18 protein-coding genes are annotated in these 21,949 nt (G+C 73.6%); 9 read left to right on the forward strand and 9 right to left on the reverse strand.

Going from position 1 to position 21,949, the window contains the following annotated elements:
* Positions 1 to 67: 67 nt before the first annotated feature.
* The 3 genes from H7H31_RS32775 to H7H31_RS32785 form a co-directional block, all read right to left on the reverse strand.
* Positions 68 to 1,471 carry a family 2B encapsulin nanocompartment shell protein gene (locus H7H31_RS32775; RefSeq protein ID WP_187064735.1) on the reverse strand — a complete coding sequence of 468 codons (1,404 nt, stop codon included), beginning with the start codon at positions 1,469 to 1,471 and terminating at the stop codon, positions 68 to 70.
* 70 nt (positions 1,472 to 1,541) lie between these two features.
* The gene (locus tag H7H31_RS32780; RefSeq protein WP_187064736.1) at positions 1,542 to 2,954 is read right to left on the reverse strand and encodes a family 2B encapsulin nanocompartment shell protein; all 1,413 of its coding nucleotides are present in this window, start codon (positions 2,952 to 2,954) and stop codon (positions 1,542 to 1,544) included.
* 118 nt (positions 2,955 to 3,072) lie between these two features.
* Positions 3,073 to 4,317, reverse strand: coding sequence for a phosphodiester glycosidase family protein (locus tag H7H31_RS32785; RefSeq protein ID WP_187064737.1), 1,245 nt, complete (start codon positions 4,315 to 4,317; stop codon positions 3,073 to 3,075).
* 209 nt (positions 4,318 to 4,526) lie between these two features.
* Here H7H31_RS32785 and H7H31_RS32790 point away from each other — a divergent pair, with 209 nt between their 5' ends.
* From H7H31_RS32790 to H7H31_RS32800, 3 genes are all read left to right on the forward strand, one after another.
* Complete coding sequence (locus tag H7H31_RS32790) at positions 4,527 to 5,387, forward strand: phosphatidylinositol-specific phospholipase C/glycerophosphodiester phosphodiesterase family protein (RefSeq protein WP_187064738.1); 861 nt, start codon at positions 4,527 to 4,529, stop codon at positions 5,385 to 5,387.
* Between the two features lie 208 nt (positions 5,388 to 5,595).
* Positions 5,596 to 6,084, forward strand: coding sequence for a GNAT family N-acetyltransferase (locus H7H31_RS32795; protein WP_187064739.1), 489 nt, complete (start codon positions 5,596 to 5,598; stop codon positions 6,082 to 6,084).
* Positions 6,085 to 6,193: 109 nt separating this feature from the next.
* On the forward strand, positions 6,194 to 6,568 hold the full coding sequence (locus H7H31_RS32800) for a VOC family protein (RefSeq protein WP_232110208.1): 375 nt from the start codon (positions 6,194 to 6,196) through the stop codon (positions 6,566 to 6,568).
* 28 nt (positions 6,569 to 6,596) lie between these two features.
* Here the strand turns inward: H7H31_RS32800 and xylB are convergent, their stop codons facing one another.
* The 4 genes from xylB to H7H31_RS32820 all read right to left on the reverse strand — a co-directional run bounded on the left by xylB (position 6,597) and on the right by H7H31_RS32820 (position 13,843).
* The gene (gene xylB, locus H7H31_RS32805; protein WP_187064740.1) at positions 6,597 to 8,039 is read right to left on the reverse strand and encodes a xylulokinase; all 1,443 of its coding nucleotides are present in this window, start codon (positions 8,037 to 8,039) and stop codon (positions 6,597 to 6,599) included.
* 133 nt (positions 8,040 to 8,172) lie between these two features.
* Positions 8,173 to 9,042 carry a YceI family protein gene (locus H7H31_RS32810; protein WP_187064741.1) on the reverse strand — a complete coding sequence of 290 codons (870 nt, stop codon included), beginning with the start codon at positions 9,040 to 9,042 and terminating at the stop codon, positions 8,173 to 8,175.
* A 332-nt stretch (positions 9,043 to 9,374) separates the two neighbouring features.
* A complete protein-coding gene (locus H7H31_RS32815) occupies positions 9,375 to 10,817 on the reverse strand; it encodes an SWF or SNF family helicase (protein ID WP_232110210.1) in 1,443 nt (480 codons plus the stop codon).
* Positions 10,817 to 13,843 (reverse strand): DEAD/DEAH box helicase, encoded by a 3,027-nt coding sequence (locus tag H7H31_RS32820; protein ID WP_187064742.1) that lies wholly within the window; start codon positions 13,841 to 13,843, stop codon positions 10,817 to 10,819. Before H7H31_RS32820 ends, H7H31_RS32815 begins: the two co-directional genes overlap by 1 nt.
* Before the next feature lie 370 nt (positions 13,844 to 14,213).
* On the opposite strand from H7H31_RS32820, the gene H7H31_RS32825 reads away from it, so the two are divergent.
* From H7H31_RS32825 to H7H31_RS32835, 3 genes are all read left to right on the forward strand, one after another.
* On the forward strand, positions 14,214 to 15,263 hold the full coding sequence (locus H7H31_RS32825; RefSeq protein ID WP_187064743.1) for an acyl-CoA desaturase: 1,050 nt from the start codon (positions 14,214 to 14,216) through the stop codon (positions 15,261 to 15,263).
* Positions 15,264 to 15,339: 76 nt separating this feature from the next.
* Positions 15,340 to 15,522 (forward strand): hypothetical protein, encoded by a 183-nt coding sequence (locus H7H31_RS32830; RefSeq protein ID WP_187064778.1) that lies wholly within the window; start codon positions 15,340 to 15,342, stop codon positions 15,520 to 15,522.
* 105 nt (positions 15,523 to 15,627) lie between these two features.
* Positions 15,628 to 16,170: an MOSC domain-containing protein gene (locus tag H7H31_RS32835; protein WP_187064744.1), complete on the forward strand. Its 543-nt coding sequence runs from the start codon at positions 15,628 to 15,630 to the stop codon at positions 16,168 to 16,170.
* A 196-nt stretch (positions 16,171 to 16,366) separates the two neighbouring features.
* Here H7H31_RS32835 and H7H31_RS32840 read toward each other — a convergent pair whose 3' ends face one another.
* Entirely contained in the window at positions 16,367 to 17,278 is a 912-nt protein-coding gene (locus H7H31_RS32840; RefSeq protein WP_187064745.1) for a hypothetical protein, read from the reverse strand.
* 442 nt (positions 17,279 to 17,720) lie between these two features.
* Here H7H31_RS32840 and H7H31_RS32845 point away from each other — a divergent pair, with 442 nt between their 5' ends.
* The 3 genes from H7H31_RS32845 (at position 17,721) to H7H31_RS32855 (ending at position 21,055) form a co-directional block, all read left to right on the forward strand.
* Positions 17,721 to 18,674: an oxygenase MpaB family protein gene (locus tag H7H31_RS32845; RefSeq protein ID WP_187064746.1), complete on the forward strand. Its 954-nt coding sequence runs from the start codon at positions 17,721 to 17,723 to the stop codon at positions 18,672 to 18,674.
* Between the two features lie 627 nt (positions 18,675 to 19,301).
* A complete protein-coding gene (locus tag H7H31_RS32850; protein ID WP_176160077.1) occupies positions 19,302 to 19,712 on the forward strand; it encodes a roadblock/LC7 domain-containing protein in 411 nt (136 codons plus the stop codon).
* Between the two features lie 107 nt (positions 19,713 to 19,819).
* Entirely contained in the window at positions 19,820 to 21,055 is a 1,236-nt protein-coding gene (locus tag H7H31_RS32855) for a DUF6397 family protein (protein ID WP_187064747.1), read from the forward strand.
* Here the strand turns inward: H7H31_RS32855 and H7H31_RS32860 are convergent.
* Positions 21,003 to 21,884 (reverse strand): acyl-CoA thioesterase, encoded by an 882-nt coding sequence (locus H7H31_RS32860; protein ID WP_187064748.1) that lies wholly within the window; start codon positions 21,882 to 21,884, stop codon positions 21,003 to 21,005. The genes H7H31_RS32855 and H7H31_RS32860 overlap by 53 nt on opposite strands.
* Positions 21,885 to 21,949 lie beyond the last annotated feature (65 nt).

Genomic DNA, 21,949 nt, shown 5'->3' on the forward strand with positions numbered 1-21,949 from the left:
CCCGGGCCCCACGGCCACACGGTCGGTGTCGGCCGGCGCCAGTCGCTGACGGCCGGTCCGAGCCGCGTCAGAGGCCGATCTCGACGTCCTCCAGGATGCCCAGCGCGTCCGGCACCAGGACGGCGGCGGAGTAGTACGCGCTGACCAGGTAGGACGAGACCGCCTGCTCGTTGATGCCCATGAAGCGGACGTTCAGGCTCGGCTGGTACTCGTCCGGGATGCCGGTCTGGTGCAGGCCGACGACGCCCTGGTCCGCCTCACCGGTGCGCATGGCGAGGATCGAACTCGTGCCCGTCTCGCTGATCGGGATCTTGTTGCAGGGCAGCAGCGGCACCCCGCGCCAGGCCCGCACCGACGAACCCATGAAGTCCACGCCCGTCGGGTACAGCCCGCGGCTGTTGCACTCGCGGCCGAACGCGGCGATGGTCCGCGGGTGGGCCAGCAGGTACTGCGTCTTCCGCCGACGCGAGAGCAGTTCGTCGAGGTCGTCGGGGGTGGGCGGGCCGGTGCGGGTGTGGATGCGCTGGCTGAGGTCGGCATTGTGGAGGAGGCCGAAGTCGCGGTTGTTGATCATTTCGTGTTCTTGGCGTTCGCGGAGCGCTTCGACGGTGAGTCGCAGTTGTTCTTCGATCTGGTTCATGGGTTCGTTGTAGAGGTCGGCGACGCGGGTGTGGACGCGCAGGACGGTCTGGGCGACGCTGAGTTCGTACTCGCGCGGCGCCAACTCGTAGTCAACGAAAGTTCCTTCGAGCACCGGTTCGCCCGAGTGGCCCGACGCCACCGCGATGTTCGCCTCACCCCGCCGGTTGGTCGGCAGCTCGGGACGGGCCGCGAACGCCTCGGTGTGCTCCGTGAGCGCGGCGTGCCGCTCGGCGACGGTCTGGAACGCCTGCCGGGAGAGCGTGAGCACCGTGCACCGGGTGACGGCCTTGACCGTGTACTCCCACACGGCGTCCTGGTCCACCGGCACCCGGTCGCCGAAGTAGTCGCCGTCGGCCAGCACGCCGAGCACGGTCTCGTCGCCGTACTTGCCGGTGCCGACCTTGTTGAGCTTGCCGTGCGCGATCAGTACCACCTGGTCCGCGCTCCGGCCCGCCTCGACCAGCACGCTCCCCGCGTCGTACTCCCGCTGCTCGAAGGCGCCCGCGAGCGCCTCAAGCGCGGCGGAGTCCGCGAACCCGCGCAGCAGCGGCAGCTCCCCTAGCTCCGGCGGGATCACCCGGACCTCGGCACCGGTGGTGACGAACTCGACCCGGCCGTCCCCGACCGTGTACGTGAGTCGCCGGTTCACCCGGTACGTGCCGGCCTGGACCTGCACCCAGGGCAGCACCCGCAGCAGCCAACGCGTCGAGATGCCCTGCATCTGCGGGACGGTCTTCGTCGTGGTGGCCAGGTTGCGAGCGGCTGCGGTGCCCAGGCTGAGCTGCTGCTCGGCGCCTGCCGCCGACCCCGTTTCCGCGGAAGTCGTCATTTCTTGGAACAACCTTTCGTAAGGTTTCGTGATGCCGGAAGTGACCGCTGGAGATGTCTGGCGAGGCGGTTCAGCGGCCGATTTCCACGTCTTCGAGAATGCCGAGCGCGTCCGGCACGAGAACGGCGGCGGAGTAGTACGCGCTGACGAGGTAGGACATGATGGCCTGTTCGCTAATTCCCATAAAGCGAACGGAAAGCCCTGGTTGGATTTCGTCGGGCAACGCGGTGGGCTGGAGACCGACCACGCCCTGCTTTTCTTGACCGGTACGCATCACGAGGATCGAGGTGGTGCCGCTCTCGCTGACGCCGATCTTGTTGCACGGCAGCACGGGCACGCCCCGCCAGGCCGGCACGGCGTGGCCGCCGTAGTCGATGCTCTGCGGGTAGATGCCCCGCGCGTTGAACTCCCGACCGATGGCCGCGATGGCCCGCGGGTGGGCCAGGATAACGCCCGGGTCCTTCCAGACGGTGGCCAGCAGTTCGTCGAGGTCGTCGGGGGTGGGTGGGCCGGTGCGGGTGTGGATGCGCTGGCTGAGGTCGGCGTTGTGGAGGAGGCCGAAGTCGCGGTTGTTGATCATTTCGTGTTCTTGGCGTTCGCGGAGCGCTTCGACGGTGAGTCGCAGTTGTTCTTCGACCTGGTTCATGGGTTCGTTGTAGAGGTCGGCGACGCGGGTGTGGACGCGCAGGACGGTCTGGGCGACGCTGAGTTCGTACTCGCGCGGCGCCAACTCGTAGTCCACGAATGTGCCACCGAGCACCGGCTCGCCCGCGTGACCCGCGGCCACCGCGATCTCGGCCTCACCCTGCGCGTTGCGCGGCAGCTCGCCCTGGCTCACGAAGCGCTCGACGTGCGCGCGCAGTTCGGCGTCCTCGCCGACCAGGCCCTGGAACGAGGCCCGGCTCAGGGTGAGCACCGTGCCGCTGGTCAGCGCCTTGAGCGCGAACGGCCACGTCCGCTCGGGCCCCACCAACCCGTCGTCGCCCACGTGGTCGCCGTCGGCCAGCACGCCGAGCACGGTCTCGTCGCCGTACTTGCCGGTGCCGACCTTGTTGAGCTTGCCGTGCGCGATCAGCACCACCTGGTCCGCGCTCTGGCCCGCCTCGACCAGCACCTCGCCCGGGGTGAAATCGCGCTGCGTGAAGCGGTCGGCCAGCGCGGTGAGCACGGCATCGGCGCCGAGGTCGCGCAGGAGCGGCAACTCCCGCAGCTCCGGCGGGATGACCCGCACCTCGGAACCCGTGCTGGAGAACGTGACCCGGCCGTCGCCCACCGTGTAGCTCAACCTGCGGTTGACGCGGTACGCGCCGCTGGACACGGGGATCCACGGCAGCACGCGCAGCAACCACCGCGAGGTGATTCCCTGCATCTGCGGAACCGTTTTGGTCGTCGTGGCGAGATTCCGCGCGGCTCGCGTGCTCAGGCTCAGTTGCGACTGCTGGCCCGCCGCGCCGGCCGAACTCGATTCCACTGACGTCGTCATTAAATGGTCACCTAACCCCGAAACGGACATGCGGAGGGGGTACCCCCGAAGCAGTCCCGAAGCTATCAGCGGATTTAAGCGGTTGCATTCACTCGAAAGAGTGGCATAAATCTATGAGTTAAATCGCGGTAAATACTCCAATCCCATTGGGGATGGCTCGCTCAACGCCCCCTGACGGGTTGTTACGCACCGCCGGACCTGGCGTTCCCGGTTCACGCGTCACCATCGTGGCCGAGCCTCCGCCGTCCAGATTCACCGCGTCGTCGGCGCCCAGGGCGAGCATCAGTTCGGCCAACTCGGCGATGGTCAACCCCGCGCGGTATTCGGGCCGGCCGTCCAGCGACAGCAGATACACGCGGTGCCCGCCCGCGCCGATGCCGGCCGCCGAGCGCACGGCGGGCGTGGCGTCGTCCAGGCCCGCCAACGGCTGCTGGCCGCGCGCGATCGGATAGCCGCCCACCGCGAACGCCAACGGGCCCGGTCGGCTGGCGGTCAGCGCGTGCCGCACCGACACCCGGTCACCCACCCTGAGCCCGCGCAACGACGCCGCGCCCGCCTCGCGCCCCACCAGCACCACCGAGTCCGCGGCCACCGGCCCGCCGCCCGGGGTCTCCGCCACCTGGCTCACCCGGCCCTTGCGTACCGTCACCTCGTACGTCTCGGCGCTGCACGGTGCTCCCCGGTCGGTGTCGGTGCCACACGTCGCCCGCACCCGGGAGGTTTGACCCCACGCCGCGGTGAAGGCCCCGATGCCGTTCTCCGCCAGCGCGTACTGGTTCAGGCCACGCAACGCCAACGAGCCGTGCGGCGTACGGACCGTGCCGCGCAGGCTCAGCCGGTCGAGCCGCGCGGTGCGGTTCCTGCCGACCGCGATGACGTCCTCGGTGCCCGTGCCGGGCGGCAGCTTGGGCCCGAACCGCTGGCCCAGCGGCACGGCGCCCTTGAGCCGGTGTCCCGCGGCGATGGCCGGCCCCACCGGCGCGCCGGTCGCCTCGACGCCCGGGTGCTGGCTCTCGTTGATGTTGAAGAAGTCGCCGTTGACCGCGGCCACGGCGCCCCGCCGGCCGGCCAGTTGTGACAGCGGCGCCCGCGCCCCCACCGCGCCCGGGTGGACGAGGTCGAGCGAGAGCCCCGGGGTCCGCAGGTCGATCGAGAGCAGGTGCCCGTAGGCCGTGCCGTGCGAGGAGTCGACCGAGAACTCCCGGTACTCCACCCCGGGCGCGATCGTCGCGCGCTGGGTGAAGCGCGGCCCGGCATCGGCCGCGTCCGCCACCGGCGCACTGACCAACCCCCCACCCAACAGGGCCAACCAGGCGACCACCACGCCCAGTGCCGCGCGCCCACCACTCAACCGTGTCCTCATGCTCGCCCCATTCCCTGCCTCGGCCACCCATCGCTACCGAAGGCATCCCCACATGGCGCGGCGGAGGCCCAGAACGGCAGGGAAATGGCTGACGACCACCTGCGGAACTCTCCGCGCGTCACTGTCGGACGACCCCGGCGCGACCGATACTCACTGGCGTCCGTCGTGCACCCCCGGCCCCGCGCCGGGGCGAGAGCCAGGAGGCCGCCATGCCCCACAGCACCCGACGAGCGTTCGTCGTCACCCTCGGAGCCACCGCGCTCGCGGGCGGCATCGCCGCGCCCGCGTACGCCGAGACACGGGGCGGCCACCACGGCGGCAAGCCGCCGCTGCGCCAGGCGCACGCGCACAACGACTACGAGCACCCCCGCCCCCTGCACGACGCGCTGGCGCACGGCTTCACCAGCGTCGAGGCCGACATCTGGCTGGTGGACGGTCAGCTCCTGGTCGCGCACGAGGAGGCGGAGCTTGACCCGACGCGCACCCTGGAGCGGCTCTACCTGGACCCGCTGCTGCGCCGGGTGCGGGCGGGCGGCGGACGCGTCTACCCGGGCCACCGCCAGTCGTTGCAACTGCTCATCGACATCAAGAACCAGGGCGACGCGACCTACCGGGTGCTCTCCAGGCGGCTGCGCCGCTACCGCTCGATGCTGAGCTTCACCGCTGGCGGGCGGGTCTTCGAGGGCGCCGTCACCCCGGTCATCTCCGGCGACCGGGCCGCCCGGCCGGCGATGGAGGCCGAGCGGGTGCGCCACGCCTTCTACGACGGCCGCCTGGACGACCTCGGCACCGGAGTGCCGGCCTCCTTCATCCCGCTGATCAGCAGCAACTGGACGCACAGCTTCACCTGGTCGGGCGTGGGCCCGATGCCCAGGGCCGAGCGCGCCAAGCTGCGGCAGATCGTGGACACCGCCCACGCGCGACGCCAGCGGGTGCGCTTCTGGGCGACGCCCGACCAGGCGGGCCCGGCGCGGGACGCGGTCTGGAGCGAGCTGCTGGCCGCGGGCGTCGACCACCTCAACACGGACGACCTGGCCGGCCTGGAGGCGTTCCTGCGCGCGGCCCGCTGAGCCCGGCTCAGCGCGCGCGGACGGGGGACGACTTCGTCGGCACCGCATCTATGGCGGACGTTCCTACGCTCATCGGCCCATCGTAGGAGCGCGGGGCGCGGCTCGCCGGCCGGCGCCCGCCGGAGCGCGGGCGCCGTGCCGGGGCCCCGCCGCGGGGGTGGCGAAAATTCGCTGGCCCCACGGCGGGGCCTCGCGCATGCTGACCGCCATGCAGATCAACGTTGCCACCGCCGACGACTGGCCGGCCATCTGGCCCTTCCTGCGGGAGATCGTCGCCGCCGGCGAGACCTACACCTATCCGCGTGACCTGAGCGAGGAACGGGCGCGCGAGATGTGGATGCTCGCCCCGCCGAGCCGCACCGTGGTGGCCGTCGACGACGAGGGCACGGTGCTCGGCACGGCGAAGATGAACCCGAACCACATGGGCCCCGCCGCCCACATCGCGAGCGCCAGCTTCATGGTCGACCCGCGGGTTTCCGGGCGCGGCATCGGCCGGGCTCTTGGCACCTACGTCCTGGACTGGGCCCGCTCCGAGGGCTTCCGCGCCATGCAGTTCAACGCGGTCGTGGAGACCAACACCCGGGCGGTCGCCCTGTGGAAGTCCCTGGGCTTCACCGTCATCGGCACGCTGCCCGAGGGCTTCCAGCACCCGACCGAGGGGTTCGTCGGGCTGCACATCATGCACCGCGCCCTGTGACCACCGATCGGCGCCGGACGGGTCCCGCGCGGCGGGATGGCCCCGGGGCGGCGCGCCCCGGCCGGCCGCCGACGGGCGCGCCGAGGGCCCGGTGGGTAGGCACCCGCACATGACGACGTCCCCGCCCATGCGGCTCACGGCCATCAACCTCGACTGCCCCGACCCGCTGGCGCTCGCCGCGTTCTACCAGCGGGCCACCGGGCTCACCCCGCACCCCGCGTCCAACGCGGACTTCGCCGGGCTCACGCGCGAGGACGGGCTGGTCATCGGATTCCAGCGCGTAGCCGACTACCGGCCCCCGCGCTGGCCGGACCCCGCCGCGCCGCAGCAGTTCCACCTCGACTTCGCGGTCGACGACCTCGACCGGGCCCGGAGCCGCCTGGTGGAGCTGGGCGCGCGCGAGCCGGCGCACCAGCCGGGCGGCGAGCGGTGGCGGGTGCTGGTCGACCCGGCCGGCCACCCCTTCTGCCTGGCCAGGAAGTGAGCCACCGGCGACCACCGCCGTCGGCCGGTCAGGAGGCGCCGAGCAGCGTGCCGGCGCCGGCCAGCGTCGCCGCGACGCGCTCCAGCGCCGCGTCGTCGCGCGGCACGGCCTCGTACGACGGACCGTCGGCCGTCGCCCAGCGCCGGGCCACGGCCACCGGGTCCTCGCCGAGCAGCAGCCCGGCGGCCTGCGCCGCCGCGCCCAGGGCCACCAGGTCCTGGGCGCGCGGCACGCGCACCGGGCGACCGCTCAGCCGCTGGATGGTGGTGCGCCACGCGGTGCCCCGCGCGCCGCCGCCGATCAACAGCAGCGGCGCCCGCGGGTCGGCGTCCGGGCCGAGCACCGTCTCCAACGCGGTGAGCAACGCGTACACCGCGCCGTCGTACGCCGCCTGGAGCACCTGGCCCGGGGAGGTGTCGTGGCGCAGGCCGTGCAGCATGCCGGTGGCCGCGGGCAGGTGCGGGGTGCGCTCCCCGTCGAGGAAGGGCAGCACGGTCACCGTGCCGCCGGGCTCCACGGCCTCGCGGTCGCGGCCGAGCAGGGCCGCGAACCGGTCCACGGCCAGGGTGCAGTTGAGCGTGCAGGCCAGCGGCAGCCAGGCGTCGCGCGCGTCGGCGAAGCCCGCGACCGTGCCGGTGGGGTCGGTGGGTCGCCGGTCGGAGACGGCGTAGACGGTGCCGGAGGTGCCGAGGCTGAGTACGGGCTGCCCGGCGCGCAACCCGAGGCCGAGCGCCGCCGCCATGTTGTCGCCCGTGCCGGTGGCCACCAGCGCGCCGGCGGGCAGCGGCAGCCCGGGCACCTGGCGCACCGTGCCCGCCGCCTCGCCGGGCCGCAACACCCTGGGCAGCATCTCCGGGGTCAGCCCCACGTGGTCGAGCACCCGCCGGTCGTACTCCTGGCGTTCGGTGCCCCACCAGCCGGTGCCCGACGCGTCCCCGCGGTCGGTGACGGCCTGGCCGGTGAGCCGCTCGGTGAGGTAGTCGTGCGGCAGTCGGACCGCCGCCGTCGCCCGGGCCGCCGCGGGTTCACGCTCGCGCAGCCAGGCCCACTTGGTCACCGTGAAGGCCGGCGGCGGCACGCTGCCCAGCCGCCCCGCCCACGCCCGCGGGCCGCCCAACTCGCTGATGAGTCGGTCGCGTTGGTCGGCCGAGCGCACGTCGTTCCACAGCAGCGCCGGGCGGATGGGCTCGCCGGCGGCGTCCAGGGTGACCAGGCCGTGCTGTTGCGCGCCGACGGAGACGGCGGCGGCCTGGCGGGCGTAGCCGCCGCACTGTTCAAGCGCCTCGCACAGCGCCGTCCACCACTGCCGGGGGTCGCTCTCCCTGGCCGGGCCCGGGCTGACGGTGTGCGCGGCCCGGCCGCGGGCGAGCACCGCGCCCGTCGCGGCGTCGACGGCGAGCACCTTGGTGGACTGGGTCGAACTGTCCACCCCGATGACGAGCGGTCCCTCGGGTACGGCGGCCACGGTCATGCGCTCTCCTCCAGCCTGGCGGTGCCTCGGCGTCCGCTACGGACGGTCGTGCATGGTATCCGCCGGGAGTGGGCGCGCGGCGGGTCAACGGTCCGGCGTGTGGCGACCGTTGGCCCGTGGCCCGCCGGGCGCGCTACCCCTCGGGGACCGCCTGGATGTCCAGCTCGACGCGAATGGTCGCCCCGACCACCGCGATGCCCCGCGAGAGCATGGTGCGCCAGTCGAGGGTGAAGTCCTCGCGGTGCAACTCGGCCGTCGCGCTGCACGCGGCCCGGGTCTCCCCGGCGATGCCGGTGCCAAGGCCCAGGTAGCGGGTGTCGAGCGCGACGCTGCGGCTGACGCCGTGCAGGTTCAGGGCGCCCTGGACGGACCAGCGGGACCCGCCTCGGTGCACGAAGCGCTCGCTGGCGAAGTACATGGAGGGGTAGGCGGCGACGTCGAGGAAATCCGCCGAGCGCAGGTGGTCGTCGCGCTGGCGCACGTTGGTGTCGATGCTCGCGGTGTCGATGGCGACCTCCAGGCGGGAGTCCTCCATGCGCTCCCCGACCATCAGGGTTCCCTCGAACTGGTTGAACCGGCCGTGTACCGCGGCGAGCCCGATGTGCCGCGCGACGAAGCGCACCGCGCTGTGGTCGGGGTCGATGCGCCACGCACCGGGCGTCGGCAGCGACGGCTGCGGGGCGAGGTCCATGGCCACCGAGTCGACGGTGGTGCGCACGCCGTCGATGGCCAGGCAGTCGCGGCGCACGGGCTGGTAGCCGTCGGAGGTGATGGAGAGGCCGTACGCGCCGGGCCGCACGGTCGTCGCGAAGCGGCCGTTGGGGTCGGTCTGGCCGCGTACGACCTCACGGCCCTCGGCGTCGCGAACGGAAACCTCGGCCCGGGGGAGCGGGAGTCGCACCGGGTCGAGCACCACGCATTCCAGCGACCCGGAGCCTGGTGGCAGGGGCATGGCCTCCCTCCCCGTAACGCGGTGACGACGGCGTAGCAGGGCAAATGCCATTCCCATGGCCTCTCTGGAGCAGTAGGTGGTTGAAGGTGCGACCACCGCATTGTGTCATCAGAAAGGACAAGGTCCCGCAAGACCCCCGTCGCCATCGCAAACGGGACGGGGCCATCGGCCGGCGGCTCGCCCCGTGGCGGGCCGCCCCCCAGGGGTGTCGCCAACGCCATCGCGGCGCGTCCCGGGTCGGCCGCCTACCGCCCGGGACGCGCCGCCGCGTACCGCTCCGGCTCGCGCGCCCCACGGGCCGCGTCCCCGGTTGGCAGGGTCCGACGCGGGGCGTACGAACGTGGCCGGTCCCGCCCGTACGCCGCGCGCCGCCGGTCGGTGGGTCAGTCGCCGCGGAGCGCGCCGGCCAGTGCCGTCGCGGGGTCGGTGGCCGCGGGCCCGGCCGGATACCACTGGCCGCCCTCCTCGCGGTACGGCCACCAGCGTCCGTCACGGCCGTAGCGGAGCTGGGCCCGGCCGTCGTGCGCCGTCCACCGGTTGCCCTCGGCGCGCAACCGGGGCCGGCCCGCCTCGTCCTCCCAGGCCCGGGCGAGCTGTGCGCCGGCGCGCGCCAGCGCCTCGGCGTCCGGCGTCCACCGCTCGTCGAGTACGGCCAGCGCGTCGCGCCCACCGTACTCCCAGGCCCGCACGGCGCGGTCGAGGTCGGCGCCGTCCCGGCCGCAGCCCGCCGCGAGCCGGGCCATGACGCGCGACCCCGGGGCGGACGCGGCCAGCCGCACCGCGTCCTGCCACTCGGTCAGTTCCACGGGCGCGGGCGCGTCGGCGTGACCCGGCGCGCACGCCTGCGTCAGCAGGTGCCGCGCGCGGACCGCGGCGTCGGCCGCCAGGAACTCCAGCGCCTCGGCGTCGGGGACGGGCACCCCGCCCGCCGGCGGGTCGGCCGGCGCCTCCTCGCCGCGCAACCGGGGCGGGCGGCCCGGCTCCGCCACCGGTGGCGGCGGCGCGGGCAGCGGGGCGACGGCCAGCGCCTCAGCGAACACCTCGCGCGCCGGGACCGTGCGCGGCGCCGGCGCGCTGCTCGCGCGCTGCGGAGCGTGTGCGGCGGCGCGCACGGCCGAGCGCGCCTGGAGGTCGTCGAGCAACTCCCGCTCGCCCCGCCCCCGCAGCAGCAGCAACACGAACGGGTCCTGGTCCAGCAACCGGGCGAGCTGGTAGCACAGCGCGGCCGTGTGCGGGCAGTGGTCCCACGCCTCGCAGCCGCACTCGGGCTCCAGGTCGCCGATGCCGGGGAGCAGTTCCACGCCCGCCGCTGCGGCGTCCTCCACCAGGTGCGGCGGCATGTCGCGGTCGAGGAGCGCGGCGATGTGCCCCGCCCGGTCGGCGACCATGTCGAGGAACCGGTCCCACTCGCCCGGCGTCAGCTCCCGCAGCAACACGTCCGAGCGGTACGGCGTGCGGTCCCTGCCCCGCACCACGGCGGTGATCCGACCGGGCCGGACGCTCACCGCGCCGACGGCGCCCTCCCTGGCCTGCTTGCGCCCCTTCTTGAGCTGCTGGTTGTCCAGCGCCGTGTCCTCCAGGGCCTTCAGCCACGCCAGGCCCCACCACGTCTGCGCGAAGCCCCGCCCGTGCGCGGGCGGCAGCGCCGCGAAGGTGCGCTCCACCGCCCCGCTCCCCGCCGACCGCTTCGGGCGCGTCCCGGCCTCGTCCCCGTAGGGGTCGTCCGTCGCCCCCTCGTACGCGTCCTCGCCAGCCCCGTCGTACAGCTCGTCCTCCTCGTGTCCGTCGTGTGCACCGTGGATCGCGCTCAGGTCGTCGGGGAACATCACATGGCCCCCCTCGTGCCCGCCGGGCGCAGCGCCACCAGCTCCGTCAACTCCGCGTCGGACAACTCGGTCAGCGCCGACTCGCCGGACCCGAGCACGGCGTCCGCCAACTCGCGCTTGCGCTCCAACATGGCCGCGATCCGGTCCTCCACCGTGCCCTCGGCGATGATGCGGTGCACCTGCACCGGCTGTGTCTGGCCGATGCGGTACGCGCGGTCGGTGGCCTGGGCCTCGACCGCCGGGTTCCACCACCGGTCGTAGTGCACGACGTGTTCGGCCCGGGTGAGGTTCAGGCCGGTGCCGGCGGCCTTGAGGGAGAGCAGGAAGACCGGTACCCGCCCGTCCTGGAAGCGGCGCACCATCTCCTCGCGGCGGGCCACCGGCGTGCCGCCGTGCAGGAGTTGGGTGGGCACACCCCGCGCGGCCAGGTGCCGTTCGAGGAGGCGAGCCATCACCACGTACTGCGTGAAGACCAGCACGCTGGCGCCCTCGGCCAGCACGGTGTCCAACAACTCGTCGAGCAGCTCCAGCTTGCCCGAGCGGCCCTCGATGACCGGGTCGTCCTCCCGCAGGAACTGCGCCGGGTGGTTGCACACCTGCTTGAGCGAGGTCAGCAGCTTGAGCACCAGGCCGCGGCGCGCGAGGGCGTCCGCGCCCGCGATCTCGGCCAACGTCTCGCGCACCACCGCCTCATAAAGCCCGGTCTGTTCCCTGGTCAGCGCCACGGCCCGGTCGGTCTCCGTCTTCGGCGGCAGCTCCGGCGCGATCCCGGGATCGGACTTGCGGCGGCGCAGCAGGAACGGGCGGATGAGCCTGCCGAGGCGCTCGGCCGCCGCCGGGTCCCCGCCCTCCACCGCCTGTCCGTAGCGGGTGCGAAAGCGCGCCAGCGGCCCGAGGAGGCCGGGCGTGGTCCAGTCGAGGATCGCCCACAGTTCGGAGAGGTTGTTCTCCACCGGGGTGCCGGACAGCGCCACCCGCGCCTTCGCGCCGATGGTCCGCAGTTCCCGCGCGGTCGCCGCGTACGGGTTCTTGACGTGCTGCGCCTCGTCGGCGACGACCATGCCCCAGCCCACCTCGGCGAGCCGCGCGGCGTCGCGTCGCATGGTGCCGTAGGTGGTGAGGACGAAGGCGCCGTCCGGTACCGCGTCCAGGTCGCGCGCGGAACCGTGGAAGCGGCGGACCGTGGTGCCGGGCGCGAAGGTGTTGATCTCCCGTTCCCAGTTGCCGAGCAGCGACGTCGGGCAGACCACGAGCGTGGGTCCGGCCGCCTCGGGCGCCGTCTGGCGGTGCAGGTGCAGGGCGATCAGCGTGATGGTCTTGCCGAGGCCCATGTCGTCGGCGAGGCAGCCGCCGAGCCCGAGCGAGGTCATCTGGTGCAACCAGGCCAACCCGCGCAACTGGTAGTCGCGGAGCGTGGCGGCGAGCGCGGCCGGCTGTGGCACCGGCTCGGCCAGCCCGTCGGCCGTCTCACCCTTCTCCCCGTGCGCGCTTGCCCCGAGCAGCCGGTCGCGCAGCGCCGCGAGCCAGCCCGTCGCCTCGACCTCCACCTCGGCGCCGGCGACCTCGGTCCGCCCGGTCAGCGCGGCGCCGAGCGCGGCGACCGGGGTGACCGTACGGTCCTTGCGCTCGCGGGCGCGGCGGACCACGGCCGGGTCGATGAGCACCCACTGGTCGCGCAGCCGCACCACCGGCCGGTTGGCCTCGGCGAGCCGGTCGAGTTCGGCGCGGGTCAGCTCCACGTCGCCGATCGCGAACCGCCAACTGAAGTCCAGCAGGGCGGACGCGGAGAGGAAGGTCGGCAGTCCGGAAGCGTCCCGCGCGTACGCGTCGTCGGGCGGGCCGACCACGGCGCGGGCGGTCAGCTCGCGGGCCAGCTCCCGTGGCCAGTGCACGCGCACGCCCTCCGCCTCCAGCGCGGCCGTCGCCGGGCCGAGCAGCTCGCTCACCTCCTCGTCGGCCAAGTCGAGCGCGTCCGGCACGGCCGCGGAGAGCAGCGGCGCCAGCGGCGCCCAGGCCCGGGCCGCCCGGCGCAGCGTGAGCAGCGCGTCCATCCGCGCCCGTGGCCCCAGTTCGGCGGCCAGCCGCGCGTCGCCGCCCCACACCTCGGCGGCGTCGGCCACCAGCGTGGGATCGGTGGCGCTGTGCAACTGGAGCACGGCGCGAAACCGCGCCCGAGCGCCGCTGTCGTCGGCAGCAGTGTCGGCGTCGCCGGCGGTCTCGGGCGCCAGTCCGTCCGAGACCGCGCGCGCCGTGAGCCCCAGGACCTCGACACGCAGCGAGAGCCGTACCCCCGCGTCGTGCCCGGCGGCGATGCTGGCGGCCCACGCGCGCTGCTCGGGCAGGCGCACGGGCTCGGGCGCGGCGAAGGCGGGGCTGCCCGCGGCGAGCGCGGCGGCGGGGGAGCGCGGCAGCCCGTCGGCGACCGCGTCGAGGAAGGAGCGCAACAGGTGCTCGGGCTCGGCCAGCAGCAGATCGCCCGGGTCCGCGTCGGCGTCGCCGGCGGTCTCGGGGGAGGGCCGCGGCGCCGCGTGGGCGGCCGGGGGCATGGCCGCGGCCAGTTCGCGCACGCGCAGCAGGTCCGCCTCGTCCAGCGGGCCGACCCGCCAGGCGTCGTGATCGGCGGCGCTGAGCCCGGGCAACAGCCGCCCGCGCGCGGCCAACTGGAGGGCCAACACCGCGGCGGCGCCCCAGAAGGCGGCCGCGGTGTCGGTCCGCGCGGCCCTGGCCCGGGTGAGCGCCGGCAGCGCGTCGCGTACGGGGAGCACCGTGGCGCGCACCGACAGGGCCGCCACCCCGGAGCCCTCCGCGACGAGGACGGTCAGCTCGTGGTCGGAGTCGGAGTCGGAGTCGGGCTCGGAGTCGGGGCCCAGGGGAGCGCGGGAGGGGTCGTCCGGCTGCCAGAAGGCGATCTGGCCGGTACGCGCCGGGTCGCCGGGAAGGAAGACGGCCGAGCAGCGGCCGAGCTGGGCGAGTTGCGGGAGCGGCAGGGAGCGGGCTGGGGCAGGTGGGGTCACAGGCTGCTGCATTCCTCAAATTTGACTAGTGAACGCCGATGGCGGCCGAGGATAGCGGACGCCGCACGCCCGCGGGCCGTCGCGCGCAGTGAGGAATCCCACGTCGCCCCGGCTCTCGTCCCGTGCCCCGCGAATGCGGCGCCGATTCCGCCCCGGCCTGCCGGGCGCACACCCCCTGGCGTGCGCCGATACCGACCTGCTGCCCCGTGGCGGGGTGCGAGGGGTGGTGCTAGCACCCCCTTGTGCTACGGGGCGTGGCCCCCGCACGGGCCGGGGGCGTCCGCCATGGCTATGTGCGGTTCGTAGCGCATACCTTCCTCAAGGTCAGACCCCGTACGGCATGCGGTCGCACGGGGATCGTCACAGTGCACCGGAGACGCCCATGCAACAGGCCACCGCCGAAGCCCCCCTCGCATCGCTCGGCGGTTCCCGCCCGCCCACCGCGGGCAGCGACTTCGCACCCCTGCTGCGCGAGGTGCGGGCGGCCGGCCTGCTGGAGCGGCGCACCGGCTGGTACGTGGTGGGAATAGGTCTCAACCTGCTGGCCCTGGCGGCCGTCGTGGCGGCGGTCGCGCTGGTGGGCGACTCGTGGTGGGTGGTGGCGCTCGCCGTGCCCGCGGCCGTCTTCTGGGCCCGCAGCGCCTTCGTCGGACACGACGCCGGACACGCCCAGATCACCACCGACCGCCGCGTCAGCGCGGTGATCGGCCTCGTCCACGGCAACCTGTTCCTCGGCATGAGCCGGGCCTGGTGGAACGACAAGCACAACCGGCACCACGCCAACCCCAACCACATCGACAAGGACCCCGACGTCGCCGTCGGCGCCCTCGTGTGGACCCGGCACCAGGCCGCGCTCCGACAGGGCTTCACCCGCTGGCTCACCCGCCACCAGGCACGGCTGTTCTTCCCGATGCTGCTGCTGGAAGGGCTCAACCTCAAGGTCTCCGGCCTGCGCGACCTACGCCGCCAGGCGCCGCGCGAGCGCGTCGTGGAGGCGTCACTGCTGGCCGCCCACTACCTCTGCTACGTCGGGTTCCTGCTGGCCGTGCTCTCCCCGGGCAAGGCAGCCGTCTTCGCCCTCGTGCACCACGCGCTCTTCGGCCTCTACCTGGGCATGGCCTTCGCCCCCGGCCACAAGGGCATGGACATGCCCGACCCGCAACACGACCGCTGGGGGCACCTCAAGCGCCAGGTCGTCACCTCGCGCAACATACGCGGCGGCCGGGCCACCGACTGGCTGCTCGGCGGCCTGAACTACCAGATCGAGCACCACCTCTTCCCCAGCATGGCCCGCCCCCACCTGCCGCTCGCCCAGCCCCTGGTCAGGGCGCACTGCGCACGGCTCGGCCTGCCGTACACCGAGACCGGCCTCGTCGCCTCCTACGCCTGGGCCCTACGCCACATGCACGACGTCGGCGCCCCGCTCCGCTGACCCGTGGAACGAGCCGCGCACCGAAACCGTTGACAGGATGGAGAGAGCGGCACACGCGCAGGAGGAGGCGGAGACGATGTCGAACCGTGCGAAGGTCGCCGTTGGCGGAGTGGTGACGGGAGTGGTGCTGCTGTGGCTGCTCCCGAACTGGTTGGCGTTCCTGGTCATGATCGGTGTTCCGGTCGGCGCCTACCTCCTGCTCGACTCCTCACAGCGGACCCGGCTGCGCCGCGCCTCGCGCAAGCAACTGGGCCGCTGACCAGCGTCGCAGCCCCCGAACCCAGCCAAGACGGCATGGTTTCACGGGGCAACGAATGTCAGAATGCCGGAGCGAGTCACGGCACGAGGAGAGGGGCGCCCCGGCATGGGTGCGACGGTCACAGCGGTGTGCAGTGACGACCGGCATGCGTTCAGCAAGCCGGTACGGGAGGAGATCACCCTGCTCGCCGGGCTGGGCGTGGAAGGCGACGCCCACCTCGGCGTCACGGTCCAGCACCGCTCCCGCGTCGCCCGGAATCCCACCCAGCCCAACCTGCGCCAGGTCCACCTGCTCCAGTCGGAACTGTTCTCCGATCTGGCGGCGGCCGGCTTCACCGTGCGCCCGGGCGACCTCGGCGAGAACGTCACCACGAGCGGCGTCGACCTCCTCGGCCTGCCGGTCGGCACCCTGCTGCGCCTCGGCGCGACGGCCGTCGTCGAGGTGACGGGGCTGCGCAACCCGTGCCGGCAGATCGACGGCTTCTCCGACGGACTGCTGGAGCGGGTCGTAGGCCGGGACGCGGACGGACGGGTCGTCCGCAAGGCCGGCGTCATGAGCATTGTCCGCGAGGGCGGAGCGGTCCGCCCGGGCGACGCCATCCGCGTGGAACTCCCGGTCGGCCCGCACCGCCCCCTGGAACGCGTGTAGCGCCCTGACCCGGGCGGCCCGCTCGGGCCGCCCCACACCCGGCCGGACGCCACGGCCCGGCGCCCACGGCGAGAGCGTGGCATGTTCCGGGGGACGGACGACAGCGCCCACGCTGGCCGCCTCCGACGCGCGGCACGCCAACGCCCGCCGGAGCGCCGCGCCCGCGCACCAGGGGCTGGCCGCGACGTGTGGCGCCCTACGCCGAACGCATGGCCAAGGCGTCCAACGCGGCCAACAGGCGGGGCAGCTCCGGGCCGCGCCCCACCGGAAGGACCTCGCCCGGTTCCTCGTCCAACAGGACGAACGCGATGTCGTCGGTCCTGGCCACCAGGCTCCACCCCGGCCCGTCGGCGCGCAGGGTGCGCGCCTCGCCCGACGCGTACGCCGAGCGCACTCGCCCCGGCGGCGGGGGAGTGCGGAGGTAGCCATGAGCCTCGCGCAACACCCGCCGCACTCCGGCGTGCCCCGGCGCGGTAACTCCGCTCTCCGCGCGCTCGGTGTGCGAAGCCGGGGTGGCGGACGCGGCATCGGCGTCATCCGGGGCCGCGTCCGCCACCCCGGCCGCGTCGGTGGTCGCGCCAGCATCAGCGCCGGGCTGGACGAACGTGACGTCGTCGCCGACCTGCTCCCGCCACTCCGCCCACCGCAGCGCGATCTCATCCGCGCCCAACCGCCGTTGCGCCGGCCCCCACCGCTCGCAGTCCGGTGGGCGAAGCGGCGAGCGGACCAGCCCGTCGGGGCCCGGCTCGGGCGCGGGGTCGTGCGGCTCCGGTACTCCCGGCGCCGCCACCGCGACCGCGAGCGGCCAGCCGGGCAGCGCGGTCACGACACCGCGCTCACCCGGCGTCAGGTCGTAGTCCATTCCGCAGTCCCAGGCCGCGAGCGCGCAGGCGACCAACGACACGTCATCGGTGACCACGGTCCAGCGCGCGCCCGCGCCGTCCTGGCCGAGCACCAGACCGTAGCCGTCGGGCCGGGGCGCGAGGCCGAGGGCCTGACACACCTGCGGATAGTCGTCCCCGAGAACGCCCGGGAACCGCGCCGGAGTGAGCAGCACCGCGGTCAGCACGTACAGCGCCTCGTCGCTCGCCTCGTCCGTCGTGACCACCGCAGCCTCCCTGCCCCGCCGTTGCCTTGCGGGCGCACCCTAACCAGCGAGTAACCACGGAGTCGATACCCCTGACGCGACCCGTACACAGCCCATCGCGGCCCGGCTCACCTACCGGCCACCGGAGAGCGCTCCCATCGCGGAGGGCGCCCCTCCACACCGCCCGCGTGGACCTCTCCGCCCACCGGCGATTCCGCCCCGTCCGCCGCATGGGCACCGCGCGTACCGCCGATCCGCCCGCATGGCGAGGCGCCCGGCTCACCGCGCTCAGCTATGCCACTCTCCGCCACGAAACGAACCTTCGGCGCGATCGACGGAACAATTCCGATCACCCACGCTCCTCGGCCGTACGGCTCTGCCGTATTCCTCCCAGCGCCCCTACAGTTGAAGCCCGGGCAGCCCGGACAGCACCCCTGTGGATCAGCGAAGGGAAGCCGGCGACATGCGGCGGTACGACTGGCTACGAGAGATCCAGCGCCTCGATCCGGAGCGGGACTTCCTCCGCATCTACCGCATCACCGCGACACACGAGTTTCCCTGGGACTTCACCAGGGCGCTCGAACTGGCCCTTTTCCGTACCTATGCGGTGCCGAGCGTCGGTGGCCTGCTGGCGCGGACCGGGGAATTCACCGAGCACACCCAGAAGCGCTACGACGACACGGCGCTGCTGCTCGACGCGGTGCTGGAACACGGATTCGCCGACGCCCGGGGGCGCACGGCCATCAGGCGCATGAACCAGATGCACGGCTCGTACGACATCACCAACGACGACATGCGTTACGTGCTCAGCACCTTTGTCGTCGTACCCAAACGCTGGCTGGACGCGTACGGCTGGCGGCGCCTGTGCGAACACGAGAAACAGGCGTCAGCGCGGTATTACCGCACCCTCGGCCGCCACATGGGCATCACGGGAATTCCCGCCACGTACGGGGAATTCGAGCGCTGTCTCGACCAGTACGAGGCGGCTCACTTCGGCTGGGACGAAGGCGGCAGAAGCGTGGCCGACGCCACCCGCGAACTCATGGCCTCCTGGTATCCGCGGCCACTCGCGCCCCTCGCGAGGGCGGCGAGCCTGGCCCTGCTCGACGCGCCGCTGCGACGCGCCTTCCGCTATCCGGACCCCAAGCCGCTGGCCACCGCGACCGTGCGGGGCGCCCTGCGGCTGCGCGGCAGAGCGGTCCGGCTCCTGCCGCCGCGCCGCGAACCGCACTACGCCCGGCAGAACCCCCAGGTCAAGGGCTACCCACTCGGCTACGTACTGGCCGCACTCGGCACCTTCCCCACTGGTCCCGGCACCCGCACGCCACGCTCCCGCACCGCGCGCCCCACCCTCACCCCCGGCTGCCCGGTGGGCCACGCGACGCCCCCACCCAGTGCGGACCCGCAGCGCGACTAGAGCGGCCCCACCATCGTGGCCGGGCCCGAGCCCGTACGTCAGCGGCAGGTCGACGCCGCCGCGCCCGGTCGCGCGTGCCACCCGATCCGCACCGCTTCGCGCGTGGCGCGAGAGCCGGCATCGGCGACGTCACCTCTCACTCTCAACTGTAGGGTGAGAGTTTCTCCTACGGCGCTGCCGTCCAGCCCTTCGCTCCAGCCGCTCGCGGCGTTGCCGCCTGGCGGACGCAGTCGGCCGTGCCTCTCACCCAGCGTGATACCCCACGCGACGCGAAGGCGGCGCCTCGCGGGCGGAGTGATGGGCGGTGGCGGCCGTGGCGAGGCAGATGCTCGTCCCGCTCTGAACGACCGGTCGCCCGAACACCCTGATCCCTGTTCTGACGGCAGGTCACCTACGGGGCCTCACGAGCGCGTCTTCGTCGCCGAGCGCCGCGGCGCGGGCCGGTGCGCGTGCCTGACGATGAGGGAGGCGTGCCACTGATCCGTCGCCATCTGCTCAACCGCGTCTTCATTGTGTGTCAGAGCGGGGACAGGGGCGGTCTAAAGCCAAGGCCGGGTTGCCGAGATGGCGGCGGTGAGCAAGGCTGGCACGGCAGTTACGGGGAATGCCGTACGGGGAGGCGAGGGCATGGCACTGACCAAGGGGCTCGACTGGCTGCTGGACGACCTGACCACGCGGATCGAGCACATCCGGCACGCCTTGGTACTGTCCAACGACGGTCTGGTGACCGGTGCGAGCGCGTCGCTCATCCGGGAGGACGCTGAGCACCTGGCCGCCGTGGCATCGGGTCTGCACAGTCTCGCCAAGGGCTCTGGCCATCATTTTCGGACAGGTCACGTCCGTCAGGTCATGGTCGAATTCGAGGAGGGCGTGCTGTTCGTGACGGCGGCCGGCGACGGCAGTTGTCTGTGCGTGCTCAGCCACGAAGAGGCCGACGTGGGGCAGATCGCCTACGAGATGGCCCTTCTCGTCAATCGTGTGGGTGAGCATCTCGGCGTCGAGGTACGCCAGCAAAGCGGCGCCCCGGGCGGCGCCTGACCTCCCCGCCGCCGATCTCACGGGGGTTATCCACAGGCCCGCCGCGCGCGGCCCCTCCAGCGCTATGGTCGTCACTGTCAGTGATCGATCGATGGGGGAGAGGCATCATGACCGCACGGGCATGGGAGACACGCACGACGGTGAGGGCGACCGTGTCGCTGGGCAGCGCGGCCAGAGAGCTGCGCTGCCCGCGGCGCGAGCTTGAGTTGGCCGTCCAGCTCGGTGTCATGCGCTCGGTGGGCCTCGGGGAGTTGGCGCCCTGGGGGCGGCCCGCTGTCAGCCGCGATCAGCGCGCCCCGGCCGTGCCGGGCGCCTCGTGGCAACGGCGCGTGATCCGCTCGGAGGTCGAAAGACTCGCGGCAGACCCCTGCGCGCTGCGGGCGCTGCGCGGGCGACTGCGACTGGTCGGCACGGCGCGGGCGGCCGAGCTGCTGGGTATCAGCCCAGGCCGGTTCACCCGGCTGGCGCGCGGCGGATGTGTCAGCCCCGCCCGTTTCTACGTCAACCGCTATCGGGCCGTCGTCTGGCTCTACCTGGCGGCGGAGCTGGCCGAGTTCGCGTCGGGTGAGCCCGAGTTGAGCGCGACACGCGTCCCCGAGCGACTGCGGGCCATGATGCGGACGGAGGCCGACTGGCGCGGGCGGAACTGGCGCGCGCGGCGGGTGAGGCAACTCCTCGCGCACAGCTCCGACCCGTGGAGCCGGGCCGCCGTCTCGGCCGCCGTGCTGAGTACCGACGCGCTGGCCGAGGTGGTGCCCGACCCCACCGAGCGGGCGTGTCTGCGGGAGCTCGACCCTCCGCTGAGCCCGGTGCGTGCGGTGGCTCCGGCGGTGTGCGCGGTGGTGGACGAGGTGGTGACGGCGGACGACCGCGAAGAGGTGATCTGGCATCAGATCGGCCTGGCCACGGCGCTGGAGGACGCTCGCCCGACCTCGCCGGCAGCGCTACCCGCGACCGGCGAGGCAGCGGTCCTGGCCTCGGCGTCGGAGAGGCGAGCGCTGTCCGCGGCGCGCCCGGCCCTGGCGAGCATGCGGGCCAGCGGGGACCGTCGCAGCGATGTCTGCCGAGCCGCCCCGTCGGGCCCCGCGACGCCCGCGGGGCCGCCCCCGGCGCGGCCGGGGACGGCGTGGGAGTTCCTGGCGCGCGCGGCTGCGGCCCGACGTGCCCGGGAGGCCGAGAGCCCTCGGCGGGTGACGTCGCCGGCGGCGCGCGCGGCCGTCGGCACCCGGGAGCGGACGCCCGGCCCCCGTGGCCCGGTTGCGGCCCGGCGACGCCCCGGGGGCGCTGACCTCAGCTCTCGGAGGCCGACCGGCGGTGCGGGCGGAAGAGTCCCTCCTGCATGACCGACACCAACAGCGCGCCGCCGCGATGGAAGATCTGACCGCGGGCCAGGCCACGCCCACCCGTCGCGATGGGCGACTCCTGCTGGTACAGGAACCACTCGTCCGCGCGGAAGGGCTGGTGGAACCACATCGCGTGATCCAGCGACGCCATGTCGAAACCCCGCGGTCCCCACAGCGGCTCCACGGGAATGCGCACCGCGTCCAGCAGCGTCATGTCGCTCGCATACGTGAGGGCGCAGGTGTGCACCAGCGGGTCGTCCCCCAGCGGCCCCATCGCCCGCATCCACACCCCGCTGCGCGGCTCCGCACCGGCAAGCTCCTCGGCGGTCCAGCGCAGCGGCTCGACATAGCGGATGTCGAACGCCTGCCGCTGTTCCATGCGCCGTAGCGCTTCGGGCAGCTCACCCAGGCGCTCGCGGATGGCGTCACCGAGCCTGGGCAGCGACTCCGGCTCGGGCACGTCCGGCATCGGCACCTGATGTTCGAACCCCGGCTCCGGCTGATGGAAGGAGGCCGTCAAGTTGAAGATCGTCCGCCCCTGCTGGACGGCTACTACCCGACGCGTCGTGAAGGACCGACCGTCGCGTACGCGCTCCACCTGGTACACGATGGGCACCCCGGGCGTGCCGGGCCGCAGGAAGTACGCGTGCAGCGAGTGCACCGGGCGCTTGCCGTCCGTGGTCCGCCCCGCCGCCACCAGGGCCTGGCCGGCGACCTGCCCGCCGAACACCCGCTGCAGCGACTCGTCGGGGCTGCGTCCCCGGAAGATGTTGGTCTCGATCCGCTCCAGATCGAGTAGGTCGACCAGCCGCTCGGCGGGGTTGGGCATCGGTGGTGCTCCTTTGCTGGCATGCCGCGAGACGCCGCCCGGCCACGACCTGGCGCGGGCGGCGT

Source organism: Streptomyces buecherae (genome assembly GCF_014295035.1).
Lineage (GTDB): Bacteria > Actinomycetota > Actinomycetes > Streptomycetales > Streptomycetaceae > Streptomyces > Streptomyces youssoufiensis.

Coding starts and splice junctions, on each gene's coding strand:
- H7H31_RS32775 (WP_187064735.1), bottom strand. CDS start 1,471: ATGACGACTTCCGCGGAAACGGGGTCGGCGGCAGGCGCCGAGCAGCAG.
- H7H31_RS32780 (WP_187064736.1), bottom strand. CDS start 2,954: ATGACGACGTCAGTGGAATCGAGTTCGGCCGGCGCGGCGGGCCAGCAG.
- H7H31_RS32785 (WP_187064737.1), bottom strand. CDS start 4,317: ATGAGGACACGGTTGAGTGGTGGGCGCGCGGCACTGGGCGTGGTGGTC.
- H7H31_RS32790 (WP_187064738.1), top strand. CDS start 4,527: ATGCCCCACAGCACCCGACGAGCGTTCGTCGTCACCCTCGGAGCCACC.
- H7H31_RS32795 (WP_187064739.1), top strand. CDS start 5,596: ATGCAGATCAACGTTGCCACCGCCGACGACTGGCCGGCCATCTGGCCC.
- H7H31_RS32800 (WP_232110208.1), top strand. CDS start 6,194: ATGACGACGTCCCCGCCCATGCGGCTCACGGCCATCAACCTCGACTGC.
- xylB (WP_187064740.1), bottom strand. CDS start 8,039: ATGACCGTGGCCGCCGTACCCGAGGGACCGCTCGTCATCGGGGTGGAC.
- H7H31_RS32810 (WP_187064741.1), bottom strand. CDS start 9,042: ATGGCATTTGCCCTGCTACGCCGTCGTCACCGCGTTACGGGGAGGGAG.
- H7H31_RS32815 (WP_232110210.1), bottom strand. CDS start 10,817: ATGTTCCCCGACGACCTGAGCGCGATCCACGGTGCACACGACGGACAC.
- H7H31_RS32820 (WP_187064742.1), bottom strand. CDS start 13,843: ATGCAGCAGCCTGTGACCCCACCTGCCCCAGCCCGCTCCCTGCCGCTC.
- H7H31_RS32825 (WP_187064743.1), top strand. CDS start 14,214: ATGCAACAGGCCACCGCCGAAGCCCCCCTCGCATCGCTCGGCGGTTCC.
- H7H31_RS32830 (WP_187064778.1), top strand. CDS start 15,340: ATGTCGAACCGTGCGAAGGTCGCCGTTGGCGGAGTGGTGACGGGAGTG.
- H7H31_RS32835 (WP_187064744.1), top strand. CDS start 15,628: ATGGGTGCGACGGTCACAGCGGTGTGCAGTGACGACCGGCATGCGTTC.
- H7H31_RS32845 (WP_187064746.1), top strand. CDS start 17,721: ATGCGGCGGTACGACTGGCTACGAGAGATCCAGCGCCTCGATCCGGAG.
- H7H31_RS32850 (WP_176160077.1), top strand. CDS start 19,302: ATGGCACTGACCAAGGGGCTCGACTGGCTGCTGGACGACCTGACCACG.
- H7H31_RS32855 (WP_187064747.1), top strand. CDS start 19,820: ATGACCGCACGGGCATGGGAGACACGCACGACGGTGAGGGCGACCGTG.
- H7H31_RS32860 (WP_187064748.1), bottom strand. CDS start 21,884: ATGCCCAACCCCGCCGAGCGGCTGGTCGACCTACTCGATCTGGAGCGG.